Source organism: Streptomyces cucumeris, assembly GCF_024295805.1.
Classification (GTDB): Bacteria; Actinomycetota; Actinomycetes; order Streptomycetales; family Streptomycetaceae; genus Streptomyces; species Streptomyces cucumeris.
On the sequence record NZ_JANCLX010000014.1, the window covers coordinates 41,786 to 62,222 of the forward strand.

Annotated in this window: 40 protein-coding genes; 39 read left to right on the forward strand and 1 reads right to left on the reverse strand. The window is 61.9% G+C overall.

All coding sequences use genetic code 11. From position 1 onward, the window contains the following. Positions 1-21: 21 nt before the first annotated feature. The 31 genes from NMK44_RS21080 to NMK44_RS21230 all read left to right on the forward strand — a co-directional run bounded on the left by NMK44_RS21080 (position 22) and on the right by NMK44_RS21230 (position 16,107). Positions 22-507: a hypothetical protein gene (locus NMK44_RS21080; protein ID WP_254745348.1), complete on the forward strand. Its 486-nt coding sequence runs from the start codon at positions 22-24 to the stop codon at positions 505-507. Beyond that, positions 507-1,031, forward strand: coding sequence for a hypothetical protein (locus NMK44_RS21085; RefSeq protein ID WP_254745350.1), 525 nt, complete (start codon positions 507-509; stop codon positions 1,029-1,031). The genes NMK44_RS21080 and NMK44_RS21085 overlap by 1 nt, the downstream gene beginning before the upstream one ends. Before the next feature lie 348 nt (positions 1,032-1,379). Further along, positions 1,380-1,739: a hypothetical protein gene (locus NMK44_RS21090; protein WP_254745352.1), complete on the forward strand. Its 360-nt coding sequence runs from the start codon at positions 1,380-1,382 to the stop codon at positions 1,737-1,739. Then, a complete protein-coding gene (locus NMK44_RS21095; RefSeq protein ID WP_254745354.1) occupies positions 1,736-1,951 on the forward strand; it encodes a hypothetical protein in 216 nt (71 codons plus the stop codon). Before NMK44_RS21090 ends, NMK44_RS21095 begins: the two co-directional genes overlap by 4 nt. 729 nt (positions 1,952-2,680) lie before the next feature. After that, positions 2,681-3,010: a hypothetical protein gene (locus NMK44_RS21100; RefSeq protein ID WP_254745356.1), complete on the forward strand. Its 330-nt coding sequence runs from the start codon at positions 2,681-2,683 to the stop codon at positions 3,008-3,010. A 67-nt stretch (positions 3,011-3,077) separates the two neighbouring features. Beyond that, a complete protein-coding gene (locus NMK44_RS21105) occupies positions 3,078-3,440 on the forward strand; it encodes a hypothetical protein (RefSeq protein WP_254745358.1) in 363 nt (120 codons plus the stop codon). 51 nt (positions 3,441-3,491) lie between these two features. Beyond that, positions 3,492-4,010 (forward strand): hypothetical protein, encoded by a 519-nt coding sequence (locus NMK44_RS21110; RefSeq protein ID WP_254745360.1) that lies wholly within the window; start codon positions 3,492-3,494, stop codon positions 4,008-4,010. A gap of 129 nt (positions 4,011-4,139) precedes the next feature. Continuing rightward, the gene (locus tag NMK44_RS21115; RefSeq protein ID WP_254745362.1) at positions 4,140-4,592 is read left to right on the forward strand and encodes a hypothetical protein; all 453 of its coding nucleotides are present in this window, start codon (positions 4,140-4,142) and stop codon (positions 4,590-4,592) included. An 18-nt stretch (positions 4,593-4,610) separates the two neighbouring features. Continuing rightward, positions 4,611-4,853, forward strand: a complete 243-nt coding sequence (locus NMK44_RS21120) for a hypothetical protein (protein ID WP_254745364.1) — start codon at positions 4,611-4,613, stop codon at positions 4,851-4,853. Positions 4,854-4,956: 103 nt separating this feature from the next. Further along, positions 4,957-5,493: a hypothetical protein gene (locus NMK44_RS21125; protein WP_254745366.1), complete on the forward strand. Its 537-nt coding sequence runs from the start codon at positions 4,957-4,959 to the stop codon at positions 5,491-5,493. A gap of 2 nt (positions 5,494-5,495) precedes the next feature. Next, positions 5,496-5,804, forward strand: a complete 309-nt coding sequence (locus NMK44_RS21130; protein ID WP_254745368.1) for a hypothetical protein — start codon at positions 5,496-5,498, stop codon at positions 5,802-5,804. Continuing rightward, entirely contained in the window at positions 5,801-6,403 is a 603-nt protein-coding gene (locus NMK44_RS21135; protein ID WP_254745369.1) for a hypothetical protein, read from the forward strand. The genes NMK44_RS21130 and NMK44_RS21135 overlap by 4 nt, the downstream gene beginning before the upstream one ends. A 36-nt stretch (positions 6,404-6,439) precedes the next feature. Next, on the forward strand, positions 6,440-6,724 hold the full coding sequence (locus NMK44_RS21140; RefSeq protein ID WP_254745370.1) for a hypothetical protein: 285 nt from the start codon (positions 6,440-6,442) through the stop codon (positions 6,722-6,724). Positions 6,725-6,726: 2 nt separating this feature from the next. Further along, the gene (locus tag NMK44_RS21145; RefSeq protein WP_254745371.1) at positions 6,727-6,948 is read left to right on the forward strand and encodes a hypothetical protein; all 222 of its coding nucleotides are present in this window, start codon (positions 6,727-6,729) and stop codon (positions 6,946-6,948) included. Positions 6,949-7,059: 111 nt separating this feature from the next. Then, positions 7,060-7,446 (forward strand): hypothetical protein, encoded by a 387-nt coding sequence (locus NMK44_RS21150; RefSeq protein WP_254745372.1) that lies wholly within the window; start codon positions 7,060-7,062, stop codon positions 7,444-7,446. 400 nt (positions 7,447-7,846) lie between these two features. Beyond that, positions 7,847-8,026 carry a hypothetical protein gene (locus NMK44_RS21155; RefSeq protein ID WP_254745373.1) on the forward strand — a complete coding sequence of 60 codons (180 nt, stop codon included), beginning with the start codon at positions 7,847-7,849 and terminating at the stop codon, positions 8,024-8,026. A 160-nt stretch (positions 8,027-8,186) separates the two neighbouring features. Then, on the forward strand, positions 8,187-8,582 hold the full coding sequence (locus NMK44_RS21160; RefSeq protein WP_254745374.1) for a hypothetical protein: 396 nt from the start codon (positions 8,187-8,189) through the stop codon (positions 8,580-8,582). A 267-nt stretch (positions 8,583-8,849) separates the two neighbouring features. Further along, positions 8,850-9,260 carry a hypothetical protein gene (locus NMK44_RS21165; RefSeq protein WP_254745375.1) on the forward strand — a complete coding sequence of 137 codons (411 nt, stop codon included), beginning with the start codon at positions 8,850-8,852 and terminating at the stop codon, positions 9,258-9,260. A gap of 43 nt (positions 9,261-9,303) precedes the next feature. Further along, a complete protein-coding gene (locus NMK44_RS21170) occupies positions 9,304-9,642 on the forward strand; it encodes a hypothetical protein (protein WP_254745376.1) in 339 nt (112 codons plus the stop codon). Positions 9,643-9,696: 54 nt separating this feature from the next. Then, complete coding sequence (locus tag NMK44_RS21175; protein WP_254745377.1) at positions 9,697-9,924, forward strand: hypothetical protein; 228 nt, start codon at positions 9,697-9,699, stop codon at positions 9,922-9,924. A 37-nt stretch (positions 9,925-9,961) separates the two neighbouring features. Continuing rightward, on the forward strand, positions 9,962-10,456 hold the full coding sequence (locus NMK44_RS21180; RefSeq protein ID WP_254745378.1) for a hypothetical protein: 495 nt from the start codon (positions 9,962-9,964) through the stop codon (positions 10,454-10,456). Between the two features lie 345 nt (positions 10,457-10,801). Beyond that, positions 10,802-11,239, forward strand: coding sequence for a hypothetical protein (locus NMK44_RS21185; protein WP_254745379.1), 438 nt, complete (start codon positions 10,802-10,804; stop codon positions 11,237-11,239). Positions 11,240-11,462: 223 nt separating this feature from the next. Beyond that, on the forward strand, positions 11,463-11,933 hold the full coding sequence (locus NMK44_RS21190; RefSeq protein WP_254745380.1) for a hypothetical protein: 471 nt from the start codon (positions 11,463-11,465) through the stop codon (positions 11,931-11,933). Between the two features lie 30 nt (positions 11,934-11,963). Continuing rightward, on the forward strand, positions 11,964-12,419 hold the full coding sequence (locus NMK44_RS21195) for a hypothetical protein (protein ID WP_254745382.1): 456 nt from the start codon (positions 11,964-11,966) through the stop codon (positions 12,417-12,419). A 102-nt stretch (positions 12,420-12,521) separates the two neighbouring features. After that, the gene (locus NMK44_RS21200; protein WP_254745384.1) at positions 12,522-12,797 is read left to right on the forward strand and encodes a hypothetical protein; all 276 of its coding nucleotides are present in this window, start codon (positions 12,522-12,524) and stop codon (positions 12,795-12,797) included. A gap of 11 nt (positions 12,798-12,808) precedes the next feature. Next, positions 12,809-13,093, forward strand: a complete 285-nt coding sequence (locus NMK44_RS21205) for a hypothetical protein (protein ID WP_254745385.1) — start codon at positions 12,809-12,811, stop codon at positions 13,091-13,093. 442 nt (positions 13,094-13,535) lie between these two features. Beyond that, on the forward strand, positions 13,536-13,946 hold the full coding sequence (locus NMK44_RS21210; protein ID WP_254745386.1) for a hypothetical protein: 411 nt from the start codon (positions 13,536-13,538) through the stop codon (positions 13,944-13,946). 103 nt (positions 13,947-14,049) lie between these two features. Further along, on the forward strand, positions 14,050-14,361 hold the full coding sequence (locus tag NMK44_RS21215) for a hypothetical protein (RefSeq protein WP_254745387.1): 312 nt from the start codon (positions 14,050-14,052) through the stop codon (positions 14,359-14,361). A 196-nt stretch (positions 14,362-14,557) separates the two neighbouring features. Further along, positions 14,558-14,995, forward strand: coding sequence for a hypothetical protein (locus NMK44_RS21220; RefSeq protein WP_254745388.1), 438 nt, complete (start codon positions 14,558-14,560; stop codon positions 14,993-14,995). Positions 14,996-15,007: 12 nt separating this feature from the next. After that, complete coding sequence (locus tag NMK44_RS21225; RefSeq protein WP_254745389.1) at positions 15,008-15,382, forward strand: hypothetical protein; 375 nt, start codon at positions 15,008-15,010, stop codon at positions 15,380-15,382. A gap of 383 nt (positions 15,383-15,765) precedes the next feature. Continuing rightward, a complete protein-coding gene (locus NMK44_RS21230) occupies positions 15,766-16,107 on the forward strand; it encodes a hypothetical protein (protein WP_254745390.1) in 342 nt (113 codons plus the stop codon). Here the strand turns inward: NMK44_RS21230 and NMK44_RS21235 are convergent. Continuing rightward, positions 16,078-16,332, reverse strand: coding sequence for a hypothetical protein (locus tag NMK44_RS21235; RefSeq protein ID WP_254745391.1), 255 nt, complete (start codon positions 16,330-16,332; stop codon positions 16,078-16,080). The two genes, NMK44_RS21230 and NMK44_RS21235, sit on opposite strands and share 30 nt — an antisense overlap. Before the next feature lie 163 nt (positions 16,333-16,495). Here NMK44_RS21235 and NMK44_RS21240 point away from each other — a divergent pair, with 163 nt between their 5' ends. The 8 genes from NMK44_RS21240 to NMK44_RS42080 all read left to right on the forward strand — a co-directional run bounded on the left by NMK44_RS21240 (position 16,496) and on the right by NMK44_RS42080 (position 20,362). Next, positions 16,496-17,149 carry a hypothetical protein gene (locus NMK44_RS21240; protein WP_254745392.1) on the forward strand — a complete coding sequence of 218 codons (654 nt, stop codon included), beginning with the start codon at positions 16,496-16,498 and terminating at the stop codon, positions 17,147-17,149. Between the two features lie 201 nt (positions 17,150-17,350). Then, positions 17,351-18,037, forward strand: a complete 687-nt coding sequence (locus NMK44_RS21245) for a hypothetical protein (RefSeq protein WP_254745393.1) — start codon at positions 17,351-17,353, stop codon at positions 18,035-18,037. Between the two features lie 103 nt (positions 18,038-18,140). After that, positions 18,141-18,380: a hypothetical protein gene (locus tag NMK44_RS21250; protein WP_254745394.1), complete on the forward strand. Its 240-nt coding sequence runs from the start codon at positions 18,141-18,143 to the stop codon at positions 18,378-18,380. Between the two features lie 59 nt (positions 18,381-18,439). Further along, a complete protein-coding gene (locus NMK44_RS21255; protein ID WP_254745419.1) occupies positions 18,440-18,847 on the forward strand; it encodes a hypothetical protein in 408 nt (135 codons plus the stop codon). 42 nt (positions 18,848-18,889) lie between these two features. After that, positions 18,890-19,054: a hypothetical protein gene (locus NMK44_RS21260; RefSeq protein ID WP_254745421.1), complete on the forward strand. Its 165-nt coding sequence runs from the start codon at positions 18,890-18,892 to the stop codon at positions 19,052-19,054. Positions 19,055-19,249: 195 nt separating this feature from the next. Next, entirely contained in the window at positions 19,250-19,585 is a 336-nt protein-coding gene (locus NMK44_RS21265) for a hypothetical protein (RefSeq protein ID WP_254745423.1), read from the forward strand. Positions 19,586-19,760: 175 nt separating this feature from the next. Then, the gene (locus NMK44_RS21270) at positions 19,761-20,111 is read left to right on the forward strand and encodes a hypothetical protein (RefSeq protein ID WP_254745425.1); all 351 of its coding nucleotides are present in this window, start codon (positions 19,761-19,763) and stop codon (positions 20,109-20,111) included. 125 nt (positions 20,112-20,236) lie between these two features. Then, positions 20,237-20,362 (forward strand): hypothetical protein, encoded by a 126-nt coding sequence (locus NMK44_RS42080; protein ID WP_302888476.1) that lies wholly within the window; start codon positions 20,237-20,239, stop codon positions 20,360-20,362. Positions 20,363-20,437: the final 75 nt, after the last annotated feature.

Consider the following 20,437-nt stretch of genomic DNA (forward strand, 5'->3'; position numbering starts at 1 on the left):
CGGGCGGAGAAGGAGAGAATCATGAGTGAGGCCCTGGACGAGCTGTTGCATGGACCGAGCGCCCTGCCGGTTCTGGTCAAGCCTGACGGAACGTACGAGACGACCGTGTACCCGCCCGCCACACTGGCCGAGTACGCGCCGGAGTCGATCGACATCGACTATGAGGGGTCGTTCGAGGATGGGCAGATTCTCGACCACCACGAGCGGGACGCCATCGGCTCCGTCGAGAACGGATGGACCGTGCTCACCGGCTGGTCGGCCGACCCGTCGCTGTTCATCATGCGGAATGACCAGTACATCGGCGGTGACCTGGCGGAGCACATCGCCGGAACGCCGGGACTGTGGGCGGTCGTCTCGGTCGAGATGCACCCGCACCCGTGCGGCGCCGGGAAGGACGGGATGCCGTGCCCGGAGTGGACCGAGCACGAGACGTGCGAGCACGCCGAGGGTGGCGAGTCGGACGGCGTCGGGTGGGCGCTGGTCCACCGTGAGGTGGGCGATTCCTGATGTCGGAGTCTTTGGGGCGGATGCTCGGGAGTCGGGCGGTTATTCAGGTGCTTCCGGATTTGACCGCACGTCGATTTCCGGGTGTTGCGAATTCTCCAGACATCAGCGAGGAGGCGTTTCGCGGTCCGCGAAGTCGGGGTGAGTACGAACTGGCTCTGGGTGAGCTGATTTGCAAACAAGGGTGGCGCCCGGAAGTCGGCTGGTCGAACATGAATTCCGGCCGTCTGATCATGCATCCCTCCGAGCATATTGGAGAACGCCTGGAGATTCATATCCGGCAGACATTTGGCCTCTGGTGTCTGCTTTCCCTGGACTCAGGGTGGATCATGGCTCACCGTAAACGCCCGACACCGAAGCGCGTGACCCTTCCGGAGTGCAATTCGAAAACCGGGCTTCGCGGCACGGGAGAGGTGACAGGACCCTCTCTGATTCCTGGCGAATTCATGGTCACGTGGGAGGACGGGGCCGACACCAGTGAAGGCATTGAGTGTGAGGGCCGAGACTGGGTGGAGGTTTTCACGTGAGGTTCACGCGCCACACCAGTGGGGTCCGACAGCACTACAAGGCCCGCCCGGACGACGGGGATCCGGTCGCAAGGGCGGCAGGGAAGGCGGCCGGACACGCGGGATCCATCGGGGAGGTGTTCCCCTGCCCTGATGTGGTCCGGCCTGCATGCGAAAAGGGCGGGAAGCGCTGTGAAGGGTGGCATGGCTACACCAAGACCACACAGCATCCTTCGCGCCCGGATTACAGCACGTGGGGGCACGGTAGTCGCAACGCGGCGGCCCATGCCCTGCTGATCCAGCGTCGCCAGTGGGCGCGGGAGATCGAAAAGATGAGATTGAGCAAGTGATCAACGGAAACGAGGACGCATGATCGTCACGACGCGCAAGCTGGACGCCACGGACACCACGAGCGACCGAATCAGGGTGGTGGCGGAGGACGGAGCCACGGCGACATATCCGTACCCCTACAAGGAAGGGCTCCACGGCCGGGATGCACATGCATGGGCCGTCCGCCGCTTGTTCCCCGGGCCCGAGTTCGATGCCCCGGTGTGGATGGAGGAGACATCCCGGGGCGAGAAGTTCATCGTGACGGACGGGGAGAAACTGCGACAGATGGACAAGGAGACCATGAAGGACTCGAGGGTGTCGCTGGAGGAGCGGCAGGCGGCGTTCCAGCGACACAACCGGCGGACTGCCGGTGACGAGATCAGCAGGGGCAACGCGTGATCATCAATACGCGGACCGTCTGTGACGACGACACCGCTGAACCTCTGCTGGTTCTTGCCGTCATCAAGGCGGGTGGTGCGGGATGCCGGGAGGTGCCGATCGGGCCTGCCGACGACATTCCCACCCTGCATGCAGACATCGCTCGAGAACTGGCCGACCGACCGTTGCGACGGATTGAGAAAACCTTGAGCGGTTTCCGCTTCGAGGTGTAACGAAGAGCAGGTCAAATTCAATCGGTGATGTTCGGGAAGATTCGGAGTCACGTATTCCGGATTCCGAGTCTTCCAGTGCGTTTCTGATTGGCGAATCACCATGAATCAGGACGGAAAGGACAAGGATATGACAAAGGCACCCCTGTGCCCCCTCTGTGAGGTCCGGGAGCGAAGCCGCGCCGATGGGCCAGGTCAGCCGGTCAGCTACTTCAGCCACTGCACTACGTGCACGTTGCTCTCTGGCCACCGGGAGCACTCACACACCCACTATCCGAGCCCGACACAGGTGGCTGCCGGAACATTCAAGGCCGGTCACTCGTGGCGCACGTCGGTCTCGCTGCGCCCCTTGTGGAAGGGGGGTGTGCACATCGGATTCCGCTGCACGGAATTCGATGCGTGCGGATGGGAGCGCCGATTCACCGCGGAGGAACTCCGACCGTGCAGTGCGCACGCGAGGCAGCTCGGACTCGCGGACGGAATGATCCAAGGGGTGTGCTTCAGCTATCAAGAGCACCGACTGGAGCGCGGGGAGTGTGACGCACAGGGGTACATCACGGAGTATGGGCGGGAGCAGGAGCGACTGCGTTCCGACGCCGCCAACTGGGATCCCGGGCGGTACATCGAGCGATGACCCCGGCCGCATCCGCACACCTCCCGCGTGCAATACATGGGCGAGAGCTGAGCACTTCCTCGATTGCTCAGAAAATCGGGAACGGAAAGAGGGGAAAGATGAGCGACGCCGTTACATCGGAAAGAGTCGTCGGAAAGCATAATGTGGACGGAAGGGATGTCTACATTATGCGCCTCACCTGGCGCGACTCCTTCGGTCTGAGCTTCGACGTCTACGACGCGAAAACCGATGAGTGCTTCACGGAGGAATCATCCTTCGACGAATACCCCACGGACGAACAGATTCGTTCTGTGCTGCACCCCTGCGATTTGCGGGTGGAGTGCAAGTTTTGCCGTAATTCTGTTCCGGCTCAAACTGCGCACCGCCATGACGGTAATTGGGTCGGCGATGAGTGCTGCTGGGATGACCGACTGAGGATGACCGAGTAAGAAGCCCGACAAGGTGCGATCCGGGAAATAAATAACCAAGCAGGACTATAGAAACGGAGAGCGCGGTATGACCAAGAACGGACGTAAGACACATGACCTCCTGGTCGAGTGGCTGCGCAACGATCACCCGGTGAACTACGCCGCTCGCGTGACGGTCACGGTCAACCGGAACTACTCCACCGACTACGGGGAGGGACTGCGGGACGTCGTGACCGACGCGCTGTACCTGCCGGAGGGATACCTCCGGCTGTGTCAGAGCCTGGCCAGTGACAAGCCCCAGTCATACCCGAACGGCTACCCCTGTGAGCCTGGCGCCATGGAATGGACGCGGGACCAGATCACCCGGGATGAGTGGGACGCGCTGGACTGGAGTGCACTCGCCCGGGACACGTTCCCCGGTGTATTCGACGGCACCGACAACGAAGACTGAGTGGACCGGAACGGGGCCGGTCTTCAGTATCAACGGACAAGGAGTAGAGATATGGCCGAGATCGTGACTGACATGAACAAGGTGACGAAAGAGGACTTCGGCTCGGTCGAGTGGGCGGACGTCGTCACCGGGAAGATCCCGGAAGGCAAGGCGCTCGCCGAGCTCGACTCGATGGACCGAGTCGAACGGGAGTCACTGAAGCCGAAATACGACAGCGTCGCCGCGTTCAAGCTGCACCGGTTCTCCACGGACTTCGGATCGGACGAGGACCACGGAGACGCGGTCGACTGGCACCGCTGGTCGGCCCTGTTCCGCAACGTCACCGGCTCAGGCTCGAAGCACAAGTCGGAGCAGCCCGCTGCGATGCTGCACGTCGACTCCCAGGGATTCGTCACGGCGGAGTGGTACGGCGACGGAAATGCGGCCGAGGAGGTTTGGGCGTCCCTGGTCAAGGAGTGGGACGAGTACAACTCGCCGGAGTGTGAGGGTCACTACGACACCGACGACGCGCTGACTTCCGGCGTGGGTATCGGCGAGGCGATCTACTGCGACGGCTCCTGTCAGGGGTGATTGGCTGCAGTCTTCGGGCACACAAGGACTGATACCCTGGCCTAGGCCGATGCGACTCGCCAGCGCCCGGCACCTGAGACCGGGCGCTGGCGATACGGCTATGGATGACGGGCGGAACAGGAGAGCGAAATGGACAACCTGCGGTACAGCCGGGACGAGTGGGACAGTGCGCTGGAGGCGGCAGAGAGTCTCGACTGGGACCCGGTCGACGCCGAGGAGCAACATAGCCCTCTCGCACAGTGGCTCTGTGACCAGGTCATCGACCACGACAAGGTGGAACGGGATGTCGCAAGGATCGAGGCGGCACTCAACGTGCTCACGGAGCGAGGGGAGGGCGAGGTCAGTCCTGAGCGCCTGATCGACGTCCTCAACTCCTACCAGGGTGAGACGGTGGATGACTGGCGCACACTGGCCGAGGAGTACGCCGATGAGAACGGCATCGAGCTGGTGTTCCTGAATGGGACGCCGACGGAGGACGACTACCACAAGTGGTACGTCGGGCGCGGCGTCTGGGCCGGGGAGGTCTGCGCCGGGACCTCGGTCGGCGGCTCCCTGTACTGGTTCGACTCGAGCAAGTGGTGACCAGGGAAGGTGGCTGAAATGCGGTACGAATACGAAGAGATGATGGACTGGAAGCACCGAGAAGAGTGCGGCGGCCGGGAACGGGAGATTGGTCTGACGTCTAGTGACCTGGCTGACTGTGAGCCCGAGCTGGCCGTAGCGGTGGCGGAAATCTACGCCCACGACAACGGCAAGCGCCGGGAGAGCAACCTCCGGAGGGAGAATGCCGAACTGCGGGCGCTGCTGAAGGAGAACGGCATCGGGGCCCCCGACTGGGACTGACGGAGTCGTCGCGGCAGAGAGGTGACTTACCGCGTGATTCGGGAGCGTCCGGAAGGGGGCCGGGCGCTGACGTGTCTCACGGTGGGACGGAAAGGAGAGCGAAATGATCAAGATGCTGACGCGTGCGCTGGGTACAGTCCACCCGAAGTTCGGAGTGATCGGCAGGGTGGACCGATCGGGCACGGGCAAGTCGATCATCGAGATCGGCAAGTCCAACGAGGATGGGTCCTGGACGAAGGTCCCGGATGGCGGTCACGTCGCCCTGGGACCCGAGGAGCGGGCCGAGCTCATCAGGGTGCTGGAGTCACACGAAAATCACCAGACTCTCAAGGTCGGTGACATCGTCGGCGGGCCCCTGGGGGCCACGGTGCTGGCCGTGGCGTACCACGAGACCGGCATGGCCGATCCGGGCAGGAAGAACGGCGTCGTTCTCGCATACTCCGATCACAAGCGCGAGTACTGGGTGTGGCGAGTGAACGCAGCCGGGGAACTGGAGCACGGCTACTGGAGTCACGACGCCGAGAAGTGCCTGAACCGATACGCCGCCCGTCTGATCGAGCGGCTTTATGCCCACGGCAATCGCTCCGCCCCCAAGCTGACGTTCGATCGAGTCCCGAATGGATCGGCCCTGGAAAGCTGAATATGGCGGATCGTTTCTGGATCGATCCCCCGGAAGAATGGGAGGAGTCGTACATCGACCCCGGATGTCACTGCCTCCCGAATGTCTGCTGGATTCTGGCCGAGGATCTGGGGCACGCCCGGGAAACGTACGTCACTTTCCGAGATGGTGACGATGAGCTAGCCATCGCGTTCATTCGGTCAGGGGTGGTGGCCGGGAATCTCGAGGACGCCCGGGAGGGCGTGGTCTTGGCAGGACTGGAAGGTAGGACGCCGAAGATTTTCCGGATCGTCGGCCCATCGATGGACCAAAGGGAAGAAGGGGAAACATGACCACCGGAAGTGGGCGCTCGCTGACGGGCCTGCGGGTTATGGTGCAGCGGGAGGGCGGTCTGATTTACGGGGTCGCCCGGGTTCGGTACAACGAGGGCCATACGTACGCCGGGAATTACGAGATCGAGACGGCCGACGGGGCATCGCTCCTTGCTCCTTTCGGCGACTGCATGCCAGGCAAGAACTGGGATGTGACGCCGAGGGAGGAAAGGTTCACGGGGGCGGAGATCTTCTATCCCTGCTTCCTGGACGGCAGTGGTCGGGATTTCCTGGCCCGCAGCCCGGGGGTCGTCGTGCCTGGGGATATGACACAGATGCGGAAGCTGTTCGACCCAGTTCGCAAGGGCTGGACGGTCGGCTGGTACAGCCACGGTGCCAACGAATTCCGCGGCACATTGACGGTTGTCGAACGCCGGGAAACGGCATTCGTCGTGACCGACGGGAAGAACACCCGCACCTACGAGTGGCCGACCGCTCGGGAGGAGTTCGAGGTGTGCGGCAGCACCCTGCATGAGGTGCGGGTGCCACCGAGGCGGACGGGTAAGCATCCGTCCCGGTCTCTGTCGATCACGGTCCACCGACCTCGGAAGGGCTACTGAAGAGCTGGGCGCAACCGGCTCAAGGGAGAGGGAACAGTGAAAATTGATCACTACACCGTGCACCACACGGTAGTGGACCCGCTTCCGGAGTCCACCTACGGGACGACTCCTCCGCACTTCACCTGGCAGCAGGCACTGGCGGAGGCCCTGAATGACCTGCGGAACGGACGTCGAGCGTTTGTCACGGCCCGGGACAAGGCCGGTTCAATCCTCTGCGTGCTCCCGATCGCGGAGTATCCGGTGGCCGGTGCGACCCACATCGACGACGAGACGGCGGACGCCGTGAATACCTTCACGGCCAAGATGGATTGGACGATCTGACCATGGCTATGACGGACGACATCAAGATCAAGCTCGCGGGGCATGGCCTGTTCCAGACCAACGGCCATCACTTCGATCAGCTCATGGCGAAGTACCTGCCCGCCTCGGTTGCCGAGCTGAGAGATGGGATCGGCGAACGGATCGACATCGATTATTCGGATCTGGAGACCGTAACCGAGTGCTTGATGGTACTGGCCGAGCTGGATGGTCTCGCAACCAACTGACAACGGCTGCAATGGCACGGTAGTCTGGCCTAGGCCGACTTGTTCGGGAGCGGCCGGTCCCTTGGGATCGGCCGCTGACGTGCATATCGGACGCGGAGAAGGAGAAGGGCGATGGAACGGAAGCAGGACATGTGGCGGGTAATCATCAACGCCACTAATGACCACGGAAGGAGGGTGCCCCCACTGCGGATCGAGGGAGTTATCGACCTGCCCCGGCCAATGATCGCACTGGACGCCGCCGACCATGCGCTGCGCTGCGCGGTAAAGGAACTACTCTTTCGCCCACATAAGATCACGGTCGATGTATGGGGGCGAGCGGACATCGGCTCAGATCTCATGCGGCTATGCAGTGCGGTGGCCGCGTTCGATACCGCCCGAGACGTCTACCTTCGATACGCCCCATGGGTCGGAGCCCCCGGCGATGACTACCACGAGATCGGGGATCCCGGGGTAAGCGAGATCCTCTCCCTAGAGTATCGAGAGATTGGGCGAGCATGATCTGCTGGAACGGTGGAGTCATGGAACCGAAAACAGCCCGGACGGCATGGCTGCGTGGCAACGAGGAGGCCGTCCGGTACGCCGCACACAACGATCCGGCATCCTGGCGGGTACTGACTGGCTCGGATCCCACGGACGACGGCTACGCCGAGCGGATCTTCGGCGCCCTTGCGCAGGAGTGGAAGGCGGGCTGGGATCACGGGGCGGCCCTGTGTGCCAATGGCGGTACGGCATGCCACTGTCAGCATGAGAGTCACATGGAGGGCGGCACCGGTCACACCTACCTGGGCGTGCGGGCCGGAGGGCAAAAGGTGCGGGGCGAGAGTGGCGAGGATCCCTTCCCTGCCTGCGATAACTGCGTTCACGCTTGCGCAACCCAACGATGAACCAAGGAGGAATCATGACGAACCGACCCATTGAGTACGAAATCAACGACCTCACCATCCGACTGATGGATGGAGGGCTGCCCGAATCTTCCGCCAAGCGGGAGGCCAACAGAATTGCCGAAAGCATCGGAGCCCACCACTACAGGAATGGTTTTATTGATGGACAGCGGTCCGTCCTCAATCCGAAGGTCTGATGACGCGGTGAAGCAATGCGAAATATGCGGAAAGGAGATTTCGAAGGAAAGCGACAAGAAGAAAGTCTCGGAATTCTTTTGCTCAACCCTGTGTGCCGATGCATACCTGGCGAGCTGGGAATAACTGATACATAAATCGGGCACCAAAAAGGAGAACGACGTGAGCCTCGAAGAGATCCTGATGACGCACGACGGGTACACCGATACTGCCTACGCCTCATGTGGCGACAAGTGGTGCACCGAAACGATTCTGAAGTGTGTCGGTGTCACGGAGGGGCTGCTGGCAGAGGTCCCCGATCTCCAGGACATCAATGACCTGGAGATCGGGGACAAGACACAAATCACGGTTGCCATGCTCGGAGAATCCGACTCATGTGAGTGGTGCGCCTGTTGCGGCACCTTCCTCCGTCACGGCCTCCACTACGAGGGTGAAGAGATCGGCTGCAATCACGGATCCGAGGCTGACGATGCACCGAACCTGCCGGGCCCCCATGTGAATCTCGTGGATGCTCCGGCCATGCGGGAGTGGTGGGGTCTGGCGTCAGGGAAGGGGTAACCAGTGCGATTCGAGTTCCAAAGGTCAAAAATCTGGGATGGCGCGGGCGGTGTGGACGAGAATCTCCCTCCGGTCGTCGTAAAGGTCCCCGGCGAAGGAGATAAGGCGCTCAAGCGGGCGAAGTCAAAGCTCCCTTCGCCGGGAGCCGGGAGAACCTGGCTTCTGGTTCACAGCTATCGAACCTGACGCATCGGAGTGACGTCACGAGATGGATAAATTACGCGACAGAATCCGGTGCCAAGCCCATCCTCACCCAGAGGAGAAGATATGTCCTTCGTTCTCTCTGTCATTCAGCCACCCGAAGGGGAAGCCCGGTACGGCAAGGCCACCGTGTCCACGCCGGTTCCCGAGCGGAAGAACCTGCACACAATCGCCTACTGGGCGATGCGAAAGCATAGCCCCCACATGCACCCGGACGAAATCAGTCGATACGCCGGGCAAATCGCAAACAAGAAGACCGGCGAGGTAGCGGTCGAGGCGAGCACGGGGCTCGCCTTTCGTGTTGACGAGGAGGAGGATGCACCGCATGCCTGCCCGTGCTGTGAACGCCTGGTCCTGCCCGAGGATCACGCACACGCCTCCGCCGAGGATGCGTATTGCCTGGGATGCTTCACCTGGGATCGCAACACAGAGCAGTGCCTGCCTGGAAACTCGGCCCACGCAAGCCATTCAAGCTGAGCGCGCCGATAAGCGGCGCCCACTAAAAGGGAATGGAGGAGATGTGCTCGACGATGCAATCTGGAGGGACCCGAACGGCAGTCCGCTCAAATTCCAGAACGGCGATTACGTCAGAATCGACACGTCGGACCGGCCGGAAAGGCAGTACACACTCCCATTCCTGAACGGCTACGTCAGGGGCTACGACTTGTCGGGCGTCGATGGGGCTTACGAATGCGCTTATGAGTTGTTCAAGATGGGTGCAGTCCTGCCCGGGGTGCGGGAGAAGTTCCTGATCAAGGTTTCGGAGCTACTGCCTCACGTTTGCCCTGATGGTCGTCGATGCGGGATCTGTGGTAGCGGTGGAACGGTCCAGGATCTATCGATTTTTGCCGGGCCGTAAATCGACTCGGAGCGGAAAAGTGACATGGCGGCAGACCGGAAAGGAAAAGAAATAATGGACGTAAAGTACCCCGATTGCACCGTAGAACTCATGGGGGTCGACGGAAATTCCGTGGCAATCTTCATGAAGGTCGCACGAGAGCTCAAGAAGTACTTGACCAACGAAAAGGGGTGGTCCCCTCAGGATGCCGAGCGTGAGGCGGAGGAATTCAAGTGCGAGGCGACCTCCGGCGACTATGACAACGTGCTCATCACGTGCCACCGCTGGGTGAATGTCACTTGAGTATCGGAGAGGGGACGGAATCGAGGAAGGGGGAAGGATGAAGACTTGGCCATTTGGGGATGACGCAGACCGGGACGACCCCCTGACGGAACTGCGAATCGCGGTGACCGGCTCACATCCGATGTGGTCTTACCTGGTCGCCTTTGACAAGGAGAGCGCTGAACGTCCCACCGAGGCGGAGGCCGCAATGCTGGTCTCATTCCTCGAGGAGTACAAGACGCACTGGTACGGCGAGGGGGGATACCGGCATAAGCTGGCCGAACGTCCCCTGGATGTGGACGGTGGCGCCAATGGCACCGTCTTCCGCAAGTGGGGCAGGGATGACTGGGGGCACCGTAAGCAATCCTGGACCAGGGGGCCGATGTACGTCCCCCTGTCACCTGGAAATCGAAAGAACTACCCGAGCGAAGCACTCGGTCCCTTGAGTCTGCTCCAGTTGATGAACAGGATTCATTCGCACGGAGACGACGAGCCGTCAACGCGATGGGAAAAGTGGAAGTCCCGTCATCCGGAAGATTTCGGCATCACGTAACGGAAGGTGCCCTAGGGTGACCGACTCTAGTCGGTCACCCGGGAGTGCCGTTCGTCATTGGAGCACCTAAAGGAGAAGTATATTGTCTAACGCGGAGATGGAAAACGAGGTGTTCGAGCGGATGGAACGCCGTGGCCATGTGCTGGTCGACAATAACGGCCCGAACACTCCTGCGTCCATTAATCGGTTCATGTGTGAGAATTGCGGTAAATGCATGCGCGTGGGGCCCCGCTGGGTCGACGAAGTCCTCGCCGAGGCGAATTGCAGTCCGACTCGCAACACAGAATGAGGAAGGGAGTGGAGGTGTCAAGGTTGCTCGGTGGTGGGATCGGAAGGGAAAGCAACATGGGATGGGTTCAGTACGGTGACATTCAGACCGACGACGGGGACTATGGCGGGGATATTCAGATCGGGAAAGCCACGCACGTCCGCTTTATCCACACGGGCATGCCGGGTCGATTGGTTACGGTCACGGCTTATCCGGTGGCGCCGGAACGCAGCATTGAGACCCAGGAAGGTTCCGTGGTGCACTTCCATGGCTTCGAGAGCGACATGAACGCTGTCGGGATCCAGTCGCAGATCGAGCTCATGATCTGCGGTGACATAGACGACCCCGGAAGTACCGAGGAGTGGTCGGACTATCTGTACGAAAACCTGGACACGCGACCGTACAGCCGGGGTGACGACGAGACGAAAGTCAAGGCAGCTGAAGTCGACGCGCTCCGTTGGGTGGAGCGATTCGATGCCAATCGGGACATCCATTGGGACGGCGAGCGCTTCTAGGCCGACGCATTCGGGACGGTAGGGCTTGCGCCTGTCGTCCAGCGCGCATCGGCCGCCGCCTGGTCGGGCCCAGGTCGGCTCAGCACCCCGGAGGGGGCACGCACTGTCTGTGCTGAGTGATAGACAGTCAGGGCCCACTGAGGGATTGCCTCGGGTCCGAGAGCCTGCGGACCCAAGGCACGGCGATACATGAACATACCTCAAGAGCAAAAAGGAGAAGAAAATGAAGTTCAGTAAGGATCTGTCCTCGAAGATTCTGACCGGCCTCACGTACGGTTCGTTCGAGCAGTACGCCGACGAGCCCGCCGAAGGGGACGAAGACCTCCAAGAGATGGTCGATGCCGTTGCCGATCTGGTGGGTGAGCACAGCGAGGACATGGTCGCGGCGCTCGCGCAGTACGCCGAGGACAGCTCGGAGGACGTCCGCAGTCACGAGCTGGAAGACTTCGCCAATGAGCACTACAGGGGAAGCGGGAACAGTATCGGGGGCGTACTCCAGGAGTACGCGCAGAACGATGAGACCGGGGAGCTGGGCAAGTTGTTCCAGGCCCTGAAGAGGGCGGGCGCTGTCGACTGGTTCGACTGGGAGGAATACGCCGACTCGAACCAAGAGCCGCTGGGGGACTTGAACTTCATCAAGGTTCCGACAACCGGGGTTGGGGCCAACGCTGTCTTCCTGTTCGAGGATCACTGACCATCCACGGCTGGAAATAAGGGGAGATAGATGACGAAAGGGTTTGCCCGGTCCAACGGCTCAGAGCACGGCGGACACATGATCAAGCGTGCTTCAGATCCGGATGTCCGGGTCAAGAACCACTTCGAATGTCAGGACTGCCACATTGTCGGCAATGTCGACGTGTTCCATGTCGGCACCCGGGGTTGCCCGAAACGGCCCGAGAGCTTGGACTACTTGGCCATCGACGGATTCGACGGCGTCAAGAGCATGACGACGCAGGATCGGGCGGTCGCTTCCCGCGACCACTGGAAGAGCTTTGCTGACAGGCTCGGCATGAAGCTCCAGTCCTGGATTCTTGTGGACAATGACCCGGAAGTCTGTGCGCGGTTCACGTTCTGGCCGCACGAGGGAGGCCATGAGGACAACGAGAGCCACGGCAACTACGAACTTCGCTTCGGTCAGAAGGGGCGCTACGCGCACGAGGTTCACGCGGTACGCGCCTGACTGGCTCCCCCCGAAATCCGTCAAGGCGGATACAGCCCGTTTCAAATGCGGCACGGGGACCATGCGGAGGCAACAATCCGCAGCAGAGAATAAGGGGAGAGAATGAAGATCGGTATGCCTGACTGGCCGAAGCTGGATGAGCCCGTTGTTGTCGAGGTTGACGGCTTCTGGGCCACATGGCACGGCGGCGAGTACATCGACGTCTTCAGGAGCGAGGTCGGCGCCAAGCGGGCAGCTCGTAACGAGCACCCGGGGGACGGTCACTACGCCGTCTCCGAGGTCAACACCACGGGCGACGAATTCGATCCCGAGAACCCGGAAGATTACGTGCGCACTGAACTGCGGGCCTGGATCCGCAGCGAGGGCCAGTACTACTGAGGGGGATACACATGAGTACGATGGAAGAGTTCATTTCCGAGCAGGCCGACAATCCGGTTGGTGCGATTCTCGCTATCGCGGAACGCCATGGAATCGGCATCGCCTACGTGGATCGCGACACAGTGGAAGTCAAACTTGCCTCCGCAGGGCATCCACGCCTGAGTGACCAGGAGTGGGCACAGGTGAAGCCACACTTGGCGGGGGTTCGGTATGACGAATATCTTGGCGTGAACGACACGGAAACCGACTTCCTTCGTCATGCGCTTCGAAGGGCCCAAATCAAGCGAGACCTGTAAGGGTCAGCCCCGATAGGTGCGGAGAGCCGGTGCAAATCCGACTCGGGGCGCTCATTCCCCCGAATTCCGGGATGAGCTGGAAAGAGGATATGAAATGACAGCACTCGAAGGATTCCCGCTTCCTCCAACAGCGAGGCACGACGAGGACGGGAATCACGTCCCGCCGCACATCCCAGAGTGGCGCAGGGCTACCGGTACCGACCGTGTAGCACGTGGCTCCGAAGTCGAGCGTGATCAGCAGCAGAAGGCGCAGTTCGCGGCACACCTGGAGGAACATCGCCGTCGCGGTGAGCCTGCCGTCACAGTCGAGAGCACTGCCCGTAACAGCGCTGCACAACCTCGCACCGAAGACCGTCAAAGTTGATCCAGCCCTCTGGCGGCCGGGCCCACAAGGTCCGGCCGTTGGGGAGTCGGTGTCACACCGGCCGGAGAGGATGAAGAAATGGAAATGGAAATGGTTGACTGGTGGACCGCCCCGGGGCGCACCTGGGGCGTGAAGAACCTGGATTTCAAGGTCGAGCTGACCCCTGATCGGCTTCCCCGGATGGCCGACTTCGACTGCTACACCGATGCCGACATCGATGCCTGGTACGACGGACACTGGCGGTTCATTACGGCACGGGTTGTCCCGGTCGACGGCAATCTCGTCGATCACGTAGAGGCTCAGGCCAGCCTGGGCTGCATCGAGTGGGGCCAGATGCCCGAGGCGACCCTCGATCGAGACGACCTGATGGAGGATCCGATCAAGGGTTTGGCTAAAGAGGCTGTTCGCACGATGATCGAAACAGGCTTCAGTCTGGACACTGAGACGTGGAGCGACTTTGCCCCTGAGAGGCTGAAGGCCCCTTTCTGATGGGGGATCCGCTATGGCGGGGACCTTCCCGGCTCTCTTGGATGGCACGCCATCATGACGCCTGAAGGTAAAGCACTTGATCAAGAATTGGAAAGGTGGGGACATGAGCGGAATCCGCTTGATGGCCGGAGGTAGCCGCAACGTGCTGGTGCCGGTGGTATGGGTCGACTCGAGCGAGGTGCCAGTGATTTTCTTGGTGGTGAGGGGCGACTTCACCGGCCTCGCCCATCCGGATCACATCGAGGAGGTGCTGCACTCGGTGAGCCAGGGAGAACTGACCCTGGGGGACGCCTGGGACAAGCTACTGATCAAGACCCCCGAGATGGCGCACCCCAAGCCGTGTGAAATCGCCGAGGTGCTGGGCGCCGTCACCGTCCTGGTCGACGGCGACCCTGTCTACAGCTTCAATCGCTGAGGGGGGGGCGCTCGCCGAGCCGACATGGCTCAGCATGAACTGAGGGAAGGTCGGGCGAGACTGATCCGGCCTGTAGTTAAGGGGCGTGGATGCAAGGTGCGCCGCTCCTTGGCTGCCGCGACTGCCATCAAAGGGAGCCCGCTGCGTAGCGGGCTCCCTTTCTGTATGATGGCCTAGGTCATCACGAGGGAGAGGGATGAAGGCAGACGAATTTCCGACGCTGCTGAGGGAGTTGACCGTGTCGGGGGTATCCGTGCGTCCGGCGGACGGGGAGCCGGGCTCAGGCTTGCAGTACGGCATCCTTATGGAGGACCGGGAGGGTGCACGGATTGCCTGGCAGGTGGCGCTGTACACGGACGACAAGGCGGAGTCGAAGACCGGGCCACCTACGGCCTTCCCGGCCGTTGTTCCGGCGCGGTCTGCCCCTCCGGATCCGGCCGCCGCTGAAGCGTCGATCGCCGCCTGGCTCGGCCTGTCGGTGGCGGCTGATTCAATCCAGGACATCCAGTACTACAGCGCCGACCCCGGGAGGGCTATCCAGTTCGGCTTGAAAATCACATTGCACAACGGTGAGCGAGTCTTCATCCAAAAGCTGTGGTCGAGGCGCTCAGGGCGCCCTGAAGCCAAAGGGTAGGAGAAGAAGAATATGGCACGGGACATCTCAGTTCACATTGGGACATCAGAGGATGGGCTCGGCCGGAAGCGTGCGTGCGCCTGGGTGGTCACATCAATCCGCCTGGAGGCGGAGGGGCACGACCTGGCCAATGCCCTCGGGAGCAGGTACTTCCGGAACGGAGTCACTGATGATGAATGCCCGGAGGGCAGCCTGCCCGAGGGGCTCCCTTGTGAACTGACGCAGCGACAGATCCTCGCCATCTACCGGGAAGAGTTCGCGCACTGGGGCGAGAACCTGTCCACCTGGTCGGATGAACTTTCCGATCAGGGCCTCGAGTGCGCCCACAAGTGGATGAAGGAGCTAATCGGGGAGGCTTTCCCGGAGATGAAGAAGTATATGAACTGAGTGCCCGATCAGGGCATGGCCAAGATGCAGATCACCAAGGCCCGAAGAAGCCGATTTCATCCTACCGGGAGACAGGGCGTAGCCGAAGGGGGACGATTCATGGATGGTCGTAGTCAATTCAGGTGACCCGTTCCGCCGCCACACGCATGCTATCGCCGAAGAGTTTGACGCCCTGTGGGAGTCATCCCGTAGGCGCGCCAAGTCCCGGGCTCGGCTCGGACTGGAGGAGCTCAAAGTCCTTTCATCCCGGTTCCGGTCGGAGCTAGAGAGGGGTGAAGTGCGTGATGCGGAGGCGTGGCCCGACCGGGCGACGTCATCCTGGATTGTGGTGGCAGGGGCACAAGAACCCTGTCATGATAGGAACTTCACGGATAAGGGGAAGAATGGATCTTCACGAGATTCCGGTCTCGATCCACGTCGATCACACACTCCAGCGGATCGGATACGTCACGCCGTGGCCCACTGACCCCGCGACGTTTGACGGGTGGATCGAGGAGTCGGAGAAGCCTACTGATGAGCTAGTCGTCAACGGGGCCTCCGAGGCATGGGCGCGGTACCGAGTGCTGGCGGAGTACTGCACGCGGCGCCTGAGTGACATCAACACAACCGAGGGGCGGGGCGATGCTACCTCTGCCTCCATTGTCGACCGGGCATCTACACTCCTGGCCGCCGCCGCCGAGGAGATCGAGGTCACCCTATTCAGTCATATTCACGAAGATCACTGAAGGCGGTCGAGACAGAAAAGGAGAGGAAGGATAGAAAAGGAGTTCTTTCGCACGCATGAAGGACGTTTCCGCATCCTCGTGGAGCAGGTTATCGACGGAAAGGTGGTTGACTGGCACCTCATCGAACGCCGGAATGCCGTAGCGATGCAGTCCGAATTCACCGAAGCCGAAATGCGCAGCCTGATTACCGGGGTCGAAGCGCCCGAAGGCGTGGTCCTCGAACATGCATCAGCCGTGAGGGATTTCGTTGGGCGAGCAATCCGCCGGATTGGTGGGCGCACCGGCACTGGATTTGAATTCACCGTGACCCCTCGTTAAATTCCCCCGGTTCGGCAATTTGACGCGCAGTCCACTCCGCAAATTCGCCGGGCATGAATCGGATCCGAAAGTGGATGACATGCTCTCGAAAATCGGGAGCAACAGCGAGAAGATGAGGGGAAACATGGATGACGTCCGGATCGCAGATCTCGACAACGGAAAGGTAGCTCTCTTTGCCCCGTTCAACGATGAGCTTCCTTCCGAGGCGCGCGCCATCGGTGGCAAGCCTGCACGCAAGGACGGCAAGTTCAAGTACTGGGTATTCGATGCTCGGGACAAGGAACGCGTCAAGGAATTGGCACTCAGGTTCTACGGAACAACTGGTTCCCTCGAGGAATCAGCTGACCGCGTAACTGTGCGCGTTCACTTGAGGCCCTTCGAGAGGCACCAGACTCCGAGCGCGATGTTCGCCGGGCGGAAAATCGCCTGGCGTCCAGCGCGTGACGCGGACGTGCGGCTAGCTGATGGCGTGGTGCTCGTGGAAGGGGAGCTTGGCGGTAGTGGCGGCTCCATGCGCTTTCCACAGATTGACGCCGACGACGATGTGATCGTGGAGATCCGGGATCTCCCTCGAGGGGCTCTCGGGGTCGAGAATCCCGAGCACTTCACGATCGTGGACCAGCAGGTGGACATTCCGACACTGAGGGATCGTCGGGAATCGCTGCTCGCCGAGCTCAAAGAGATCGACGCCGCACTTGCCTCAGCAGGCAAGGAGATTCCCTGAACCGCGAAACGGTTTCGGTTCGGTCGCGCACGGATGAACCCGTGCGCGCGCCGAATTGCCACCGTGGCAAGGCGGTAGGGCAAATCAGGAAGAGGGAAACATGGGACACCTTGTCGGAGCTATCGCCACTTTGCTCTCGATAGCCATCACTCGGCGAGAACAAGCAAAGAAGTCCCGACACAAAAGCGGAGGAAGAATCGGATGAAGTACATGCTGCCCGAATGGGTGAAGACCGGACTGGCTCAACTTCCAGTTCGCCGTGAATTGCCGAAGTGGCCAACACTGCAGGTGGTCGGAAAGAGTGTCACCCCGGCACTGGGGCGGGAAATCTGCCTGCGCACCACACCCCTTCACGGGGTCTTCTCCAGTGTAGGCAGCTGGAGCAATTCCCTGGCCGATGCATACGGCGTAGCTCTGGAGGAAGATGGATGGCCGTCTTTCGAAGAGGTGGATCGCGCGCAGGGAGACCTGGGAATCCTGGATCTAGATTACCTGGGCAATGATCGCGTAACGGCCAGTCGACTCAATATTCCTTCAGGGTGGTGCGACTGGGACGGGAAGATCGGCACTGCTGGAACCGACCTGAGTTCGAAATGGCCCACCCTTGAGGAACTGCATCAGGAATGGGGGTTGATCGCTCAGGCTTGGCCCCAACTGCGAATGACCGCCCAGCTCTCCACCTACAAGGACTCAAGCCGACCTGAGGAGCGATTCCCTTTTCTCGCGTGGGACATCGTCAATGGTTACGTACACCTGCGATCAGAGCCCGGTGGACTACTGCTCCCGGTTCGGCCACCGATCGAACCAGAGAACGTAACCGATGACGAACGTGGAGTAGAAATCGAAACTCTGCGCCTGGCAATTCATGAAGCAAGGGAGCGGGGCTAGGGACCGACACGCAAAACGAGAACTCATCGGTCCGCCCACTTGTCATGACCGCTGCGTGCCGGAGCCTTTCGCCTGGTCCGACAATTCCCCAGGAGCGCCCACCATGGCCCGCAACGACGACTCCCGCCCCCTCGACGGCGACGACGTGATTGCCCTCACCATCGACGACGTGATCACCCGGTACAAGAACGAGAACATCGGCATCGTGCACGGCGAGCGCTTCACGTTCGTCCACGGCTACTCGTCGACCAGTGGCGGGTGGGTACTGGCCGACTGCTACGGCGACGAGATCCCCGGCGGCTACGGCCCCCGCACCGCCACCGTCAGCGCCATCATCCGCTGACCCCCGGAGCGCCTGGGGCCGACCACCCGAACGCCCGTCACACGCCAGGAGCGCCCTTCATGACCACGCCCACTACCCCCGCCGCCGACACCGCTCGCGCCGAATCCCTGGAGCGCCTGCGCGCCGTGGTCGTCGAGACCCTGCTGGACGTCCACGACCAGACCACCGACCCCTACACCGCCGGAGAGACGATCGTGGTCGCCGCGCAGCAGTGGGGGACCGGGGGCGGCGTCATCAATGCCGCGCCCGCCGCGCCCTGCCCGGGGAGCGGCGGCACCGTCAGCCGCTGGTACGCCCCGTACGGCTGGGCGTACACCCCCGCCACCGACATCTCCGACCCCGGCCCCTACACCGTCGGCGAGCACGTCACCTGCCGAAGCTGCCGCGCCGATGTGCCCACCGCCCGCGCCAAGACCACCGAGCGCGAGACCGGTAGGCAGTACGTCGCATGGATCGCCCAGCACTAACCCCGGCCGCGCATGGCCAACCCGAGAGGGAGAAGAGAACGCATGACCGACACCACCGAGCCCTACGCCGAGCCCTACGCCGACCGCTTCCCGCACCACGAGGTCTACGGAGGCGATCCGATGCATCTGCATCAGTGGACGTGGACGGAGGACGACGGCAACGGACACATGGGCTACACCTGCCCCTGCAGCGCATTCCGTCTCTGACGCCCCAGGAGCACCCCTGGTGGCCATCACTCAGGTGGCTCGCCAGCGCGCCGCCGAGCCACCTCGCCCAGCGCGCCACCGACGTGCTCAGCGCCGCCGGATACCCCGCCGCGCCCGCCAGTGACCGGGGCGGCTGCACGCGCCTGGCACTGACCCTGGCCGCGCACGGCCAACCCAAGAGAGAAGAGAGAGCACATGACCGCCACGGCCCCCGTCTTCACCCCGATCGCCACCGTCCCGGACGGCTTCCATCTAGTCGCCCTGGTCGACGTCACCGACGGAGAGATGACCACCGACCTGGACGAGAGCAAGGTGTCCAGCAGCATCACGGCCGCCGTCGACCGCATCCCAGCCGGACTGCGTGCTGGTGAGGTCTTCGCCGTCTGGGACTTCGAGAAGCGCCCCACTCCGGCCGACGCTGCCGCCGCCGCCCGGGAGCGTCGGCCCGCCCGCGTCCTTACCCATGTCGGCGGCGGGATCCTGATTCAGCTCGCCGATGCCTACCGGCTGGACTTGGAGATCACCGGCTGACCCTCTAGCGACCCTCAGTGACACCCCGAACCGGGGGGGTGTCCGGGCGGGTTGACGCAAGTGCAAGAACCGCCAGCGACGCCCCAGTGGTACGGCTGCACGCGGCCCGGCCGGGACAAGCCCGATTCCGCCAAGTACCGACATGCGCCACACCTCAGTCATCGACAGGAGCATCATGACCACCACGACCACGTACGGCACCTGGTGCAACCGAGTCAACGAGTATTCGGTCAGCCCTGACGTCGACGTCATCGATTACATCAACGGCGGAGACAGTGACTGGCAGGAGCTTCTCGAGAAGTCGGGCGCCCTCGCGCAGATCCAGAGTGAGTATCGGCAGGCCATCCAAGATGCGCTGCCGCCCAGCATCTCTCTGTGCGGAGACGAGTTCATTGGCCCGGCTTACCCGAAGGACGGTGAGTTCGACGATTATCCGGTTGACGAAGAGGGTGGCCTGAATCTGAAGGCCCTCATCGAGGGGATCGACCTGGAGGAAATCCTCAACCGGAACGATCCGGCGACCTGAGGCTGGGCGCCCGCCAAGGGCTGAGGTGGCTTGAAGTTATTGCCGACTTCGTCCTGTAGGTGCGATCTTGTCCATCTTGGGTCCATGATGGCCTAGGCCAGATGGTCCCCGGAAGGAGAAGCGACATGACGGAGCTCGGCGATCTCGTTCGTCCGATCGACTGCTACACCACCACGGTCACCACGACGGACGGGAAGGAGATCGTGGTCGACCGGCTCTGCGGTAACCCCAACTGCAAGGCGGGTAAGTGACGAAGCGGGGGTCCGGGTTGCGCCTGGGCCCCCGCTTCTCGTATCGTGACCTAGGCCATTCTGAGACCCGACTCC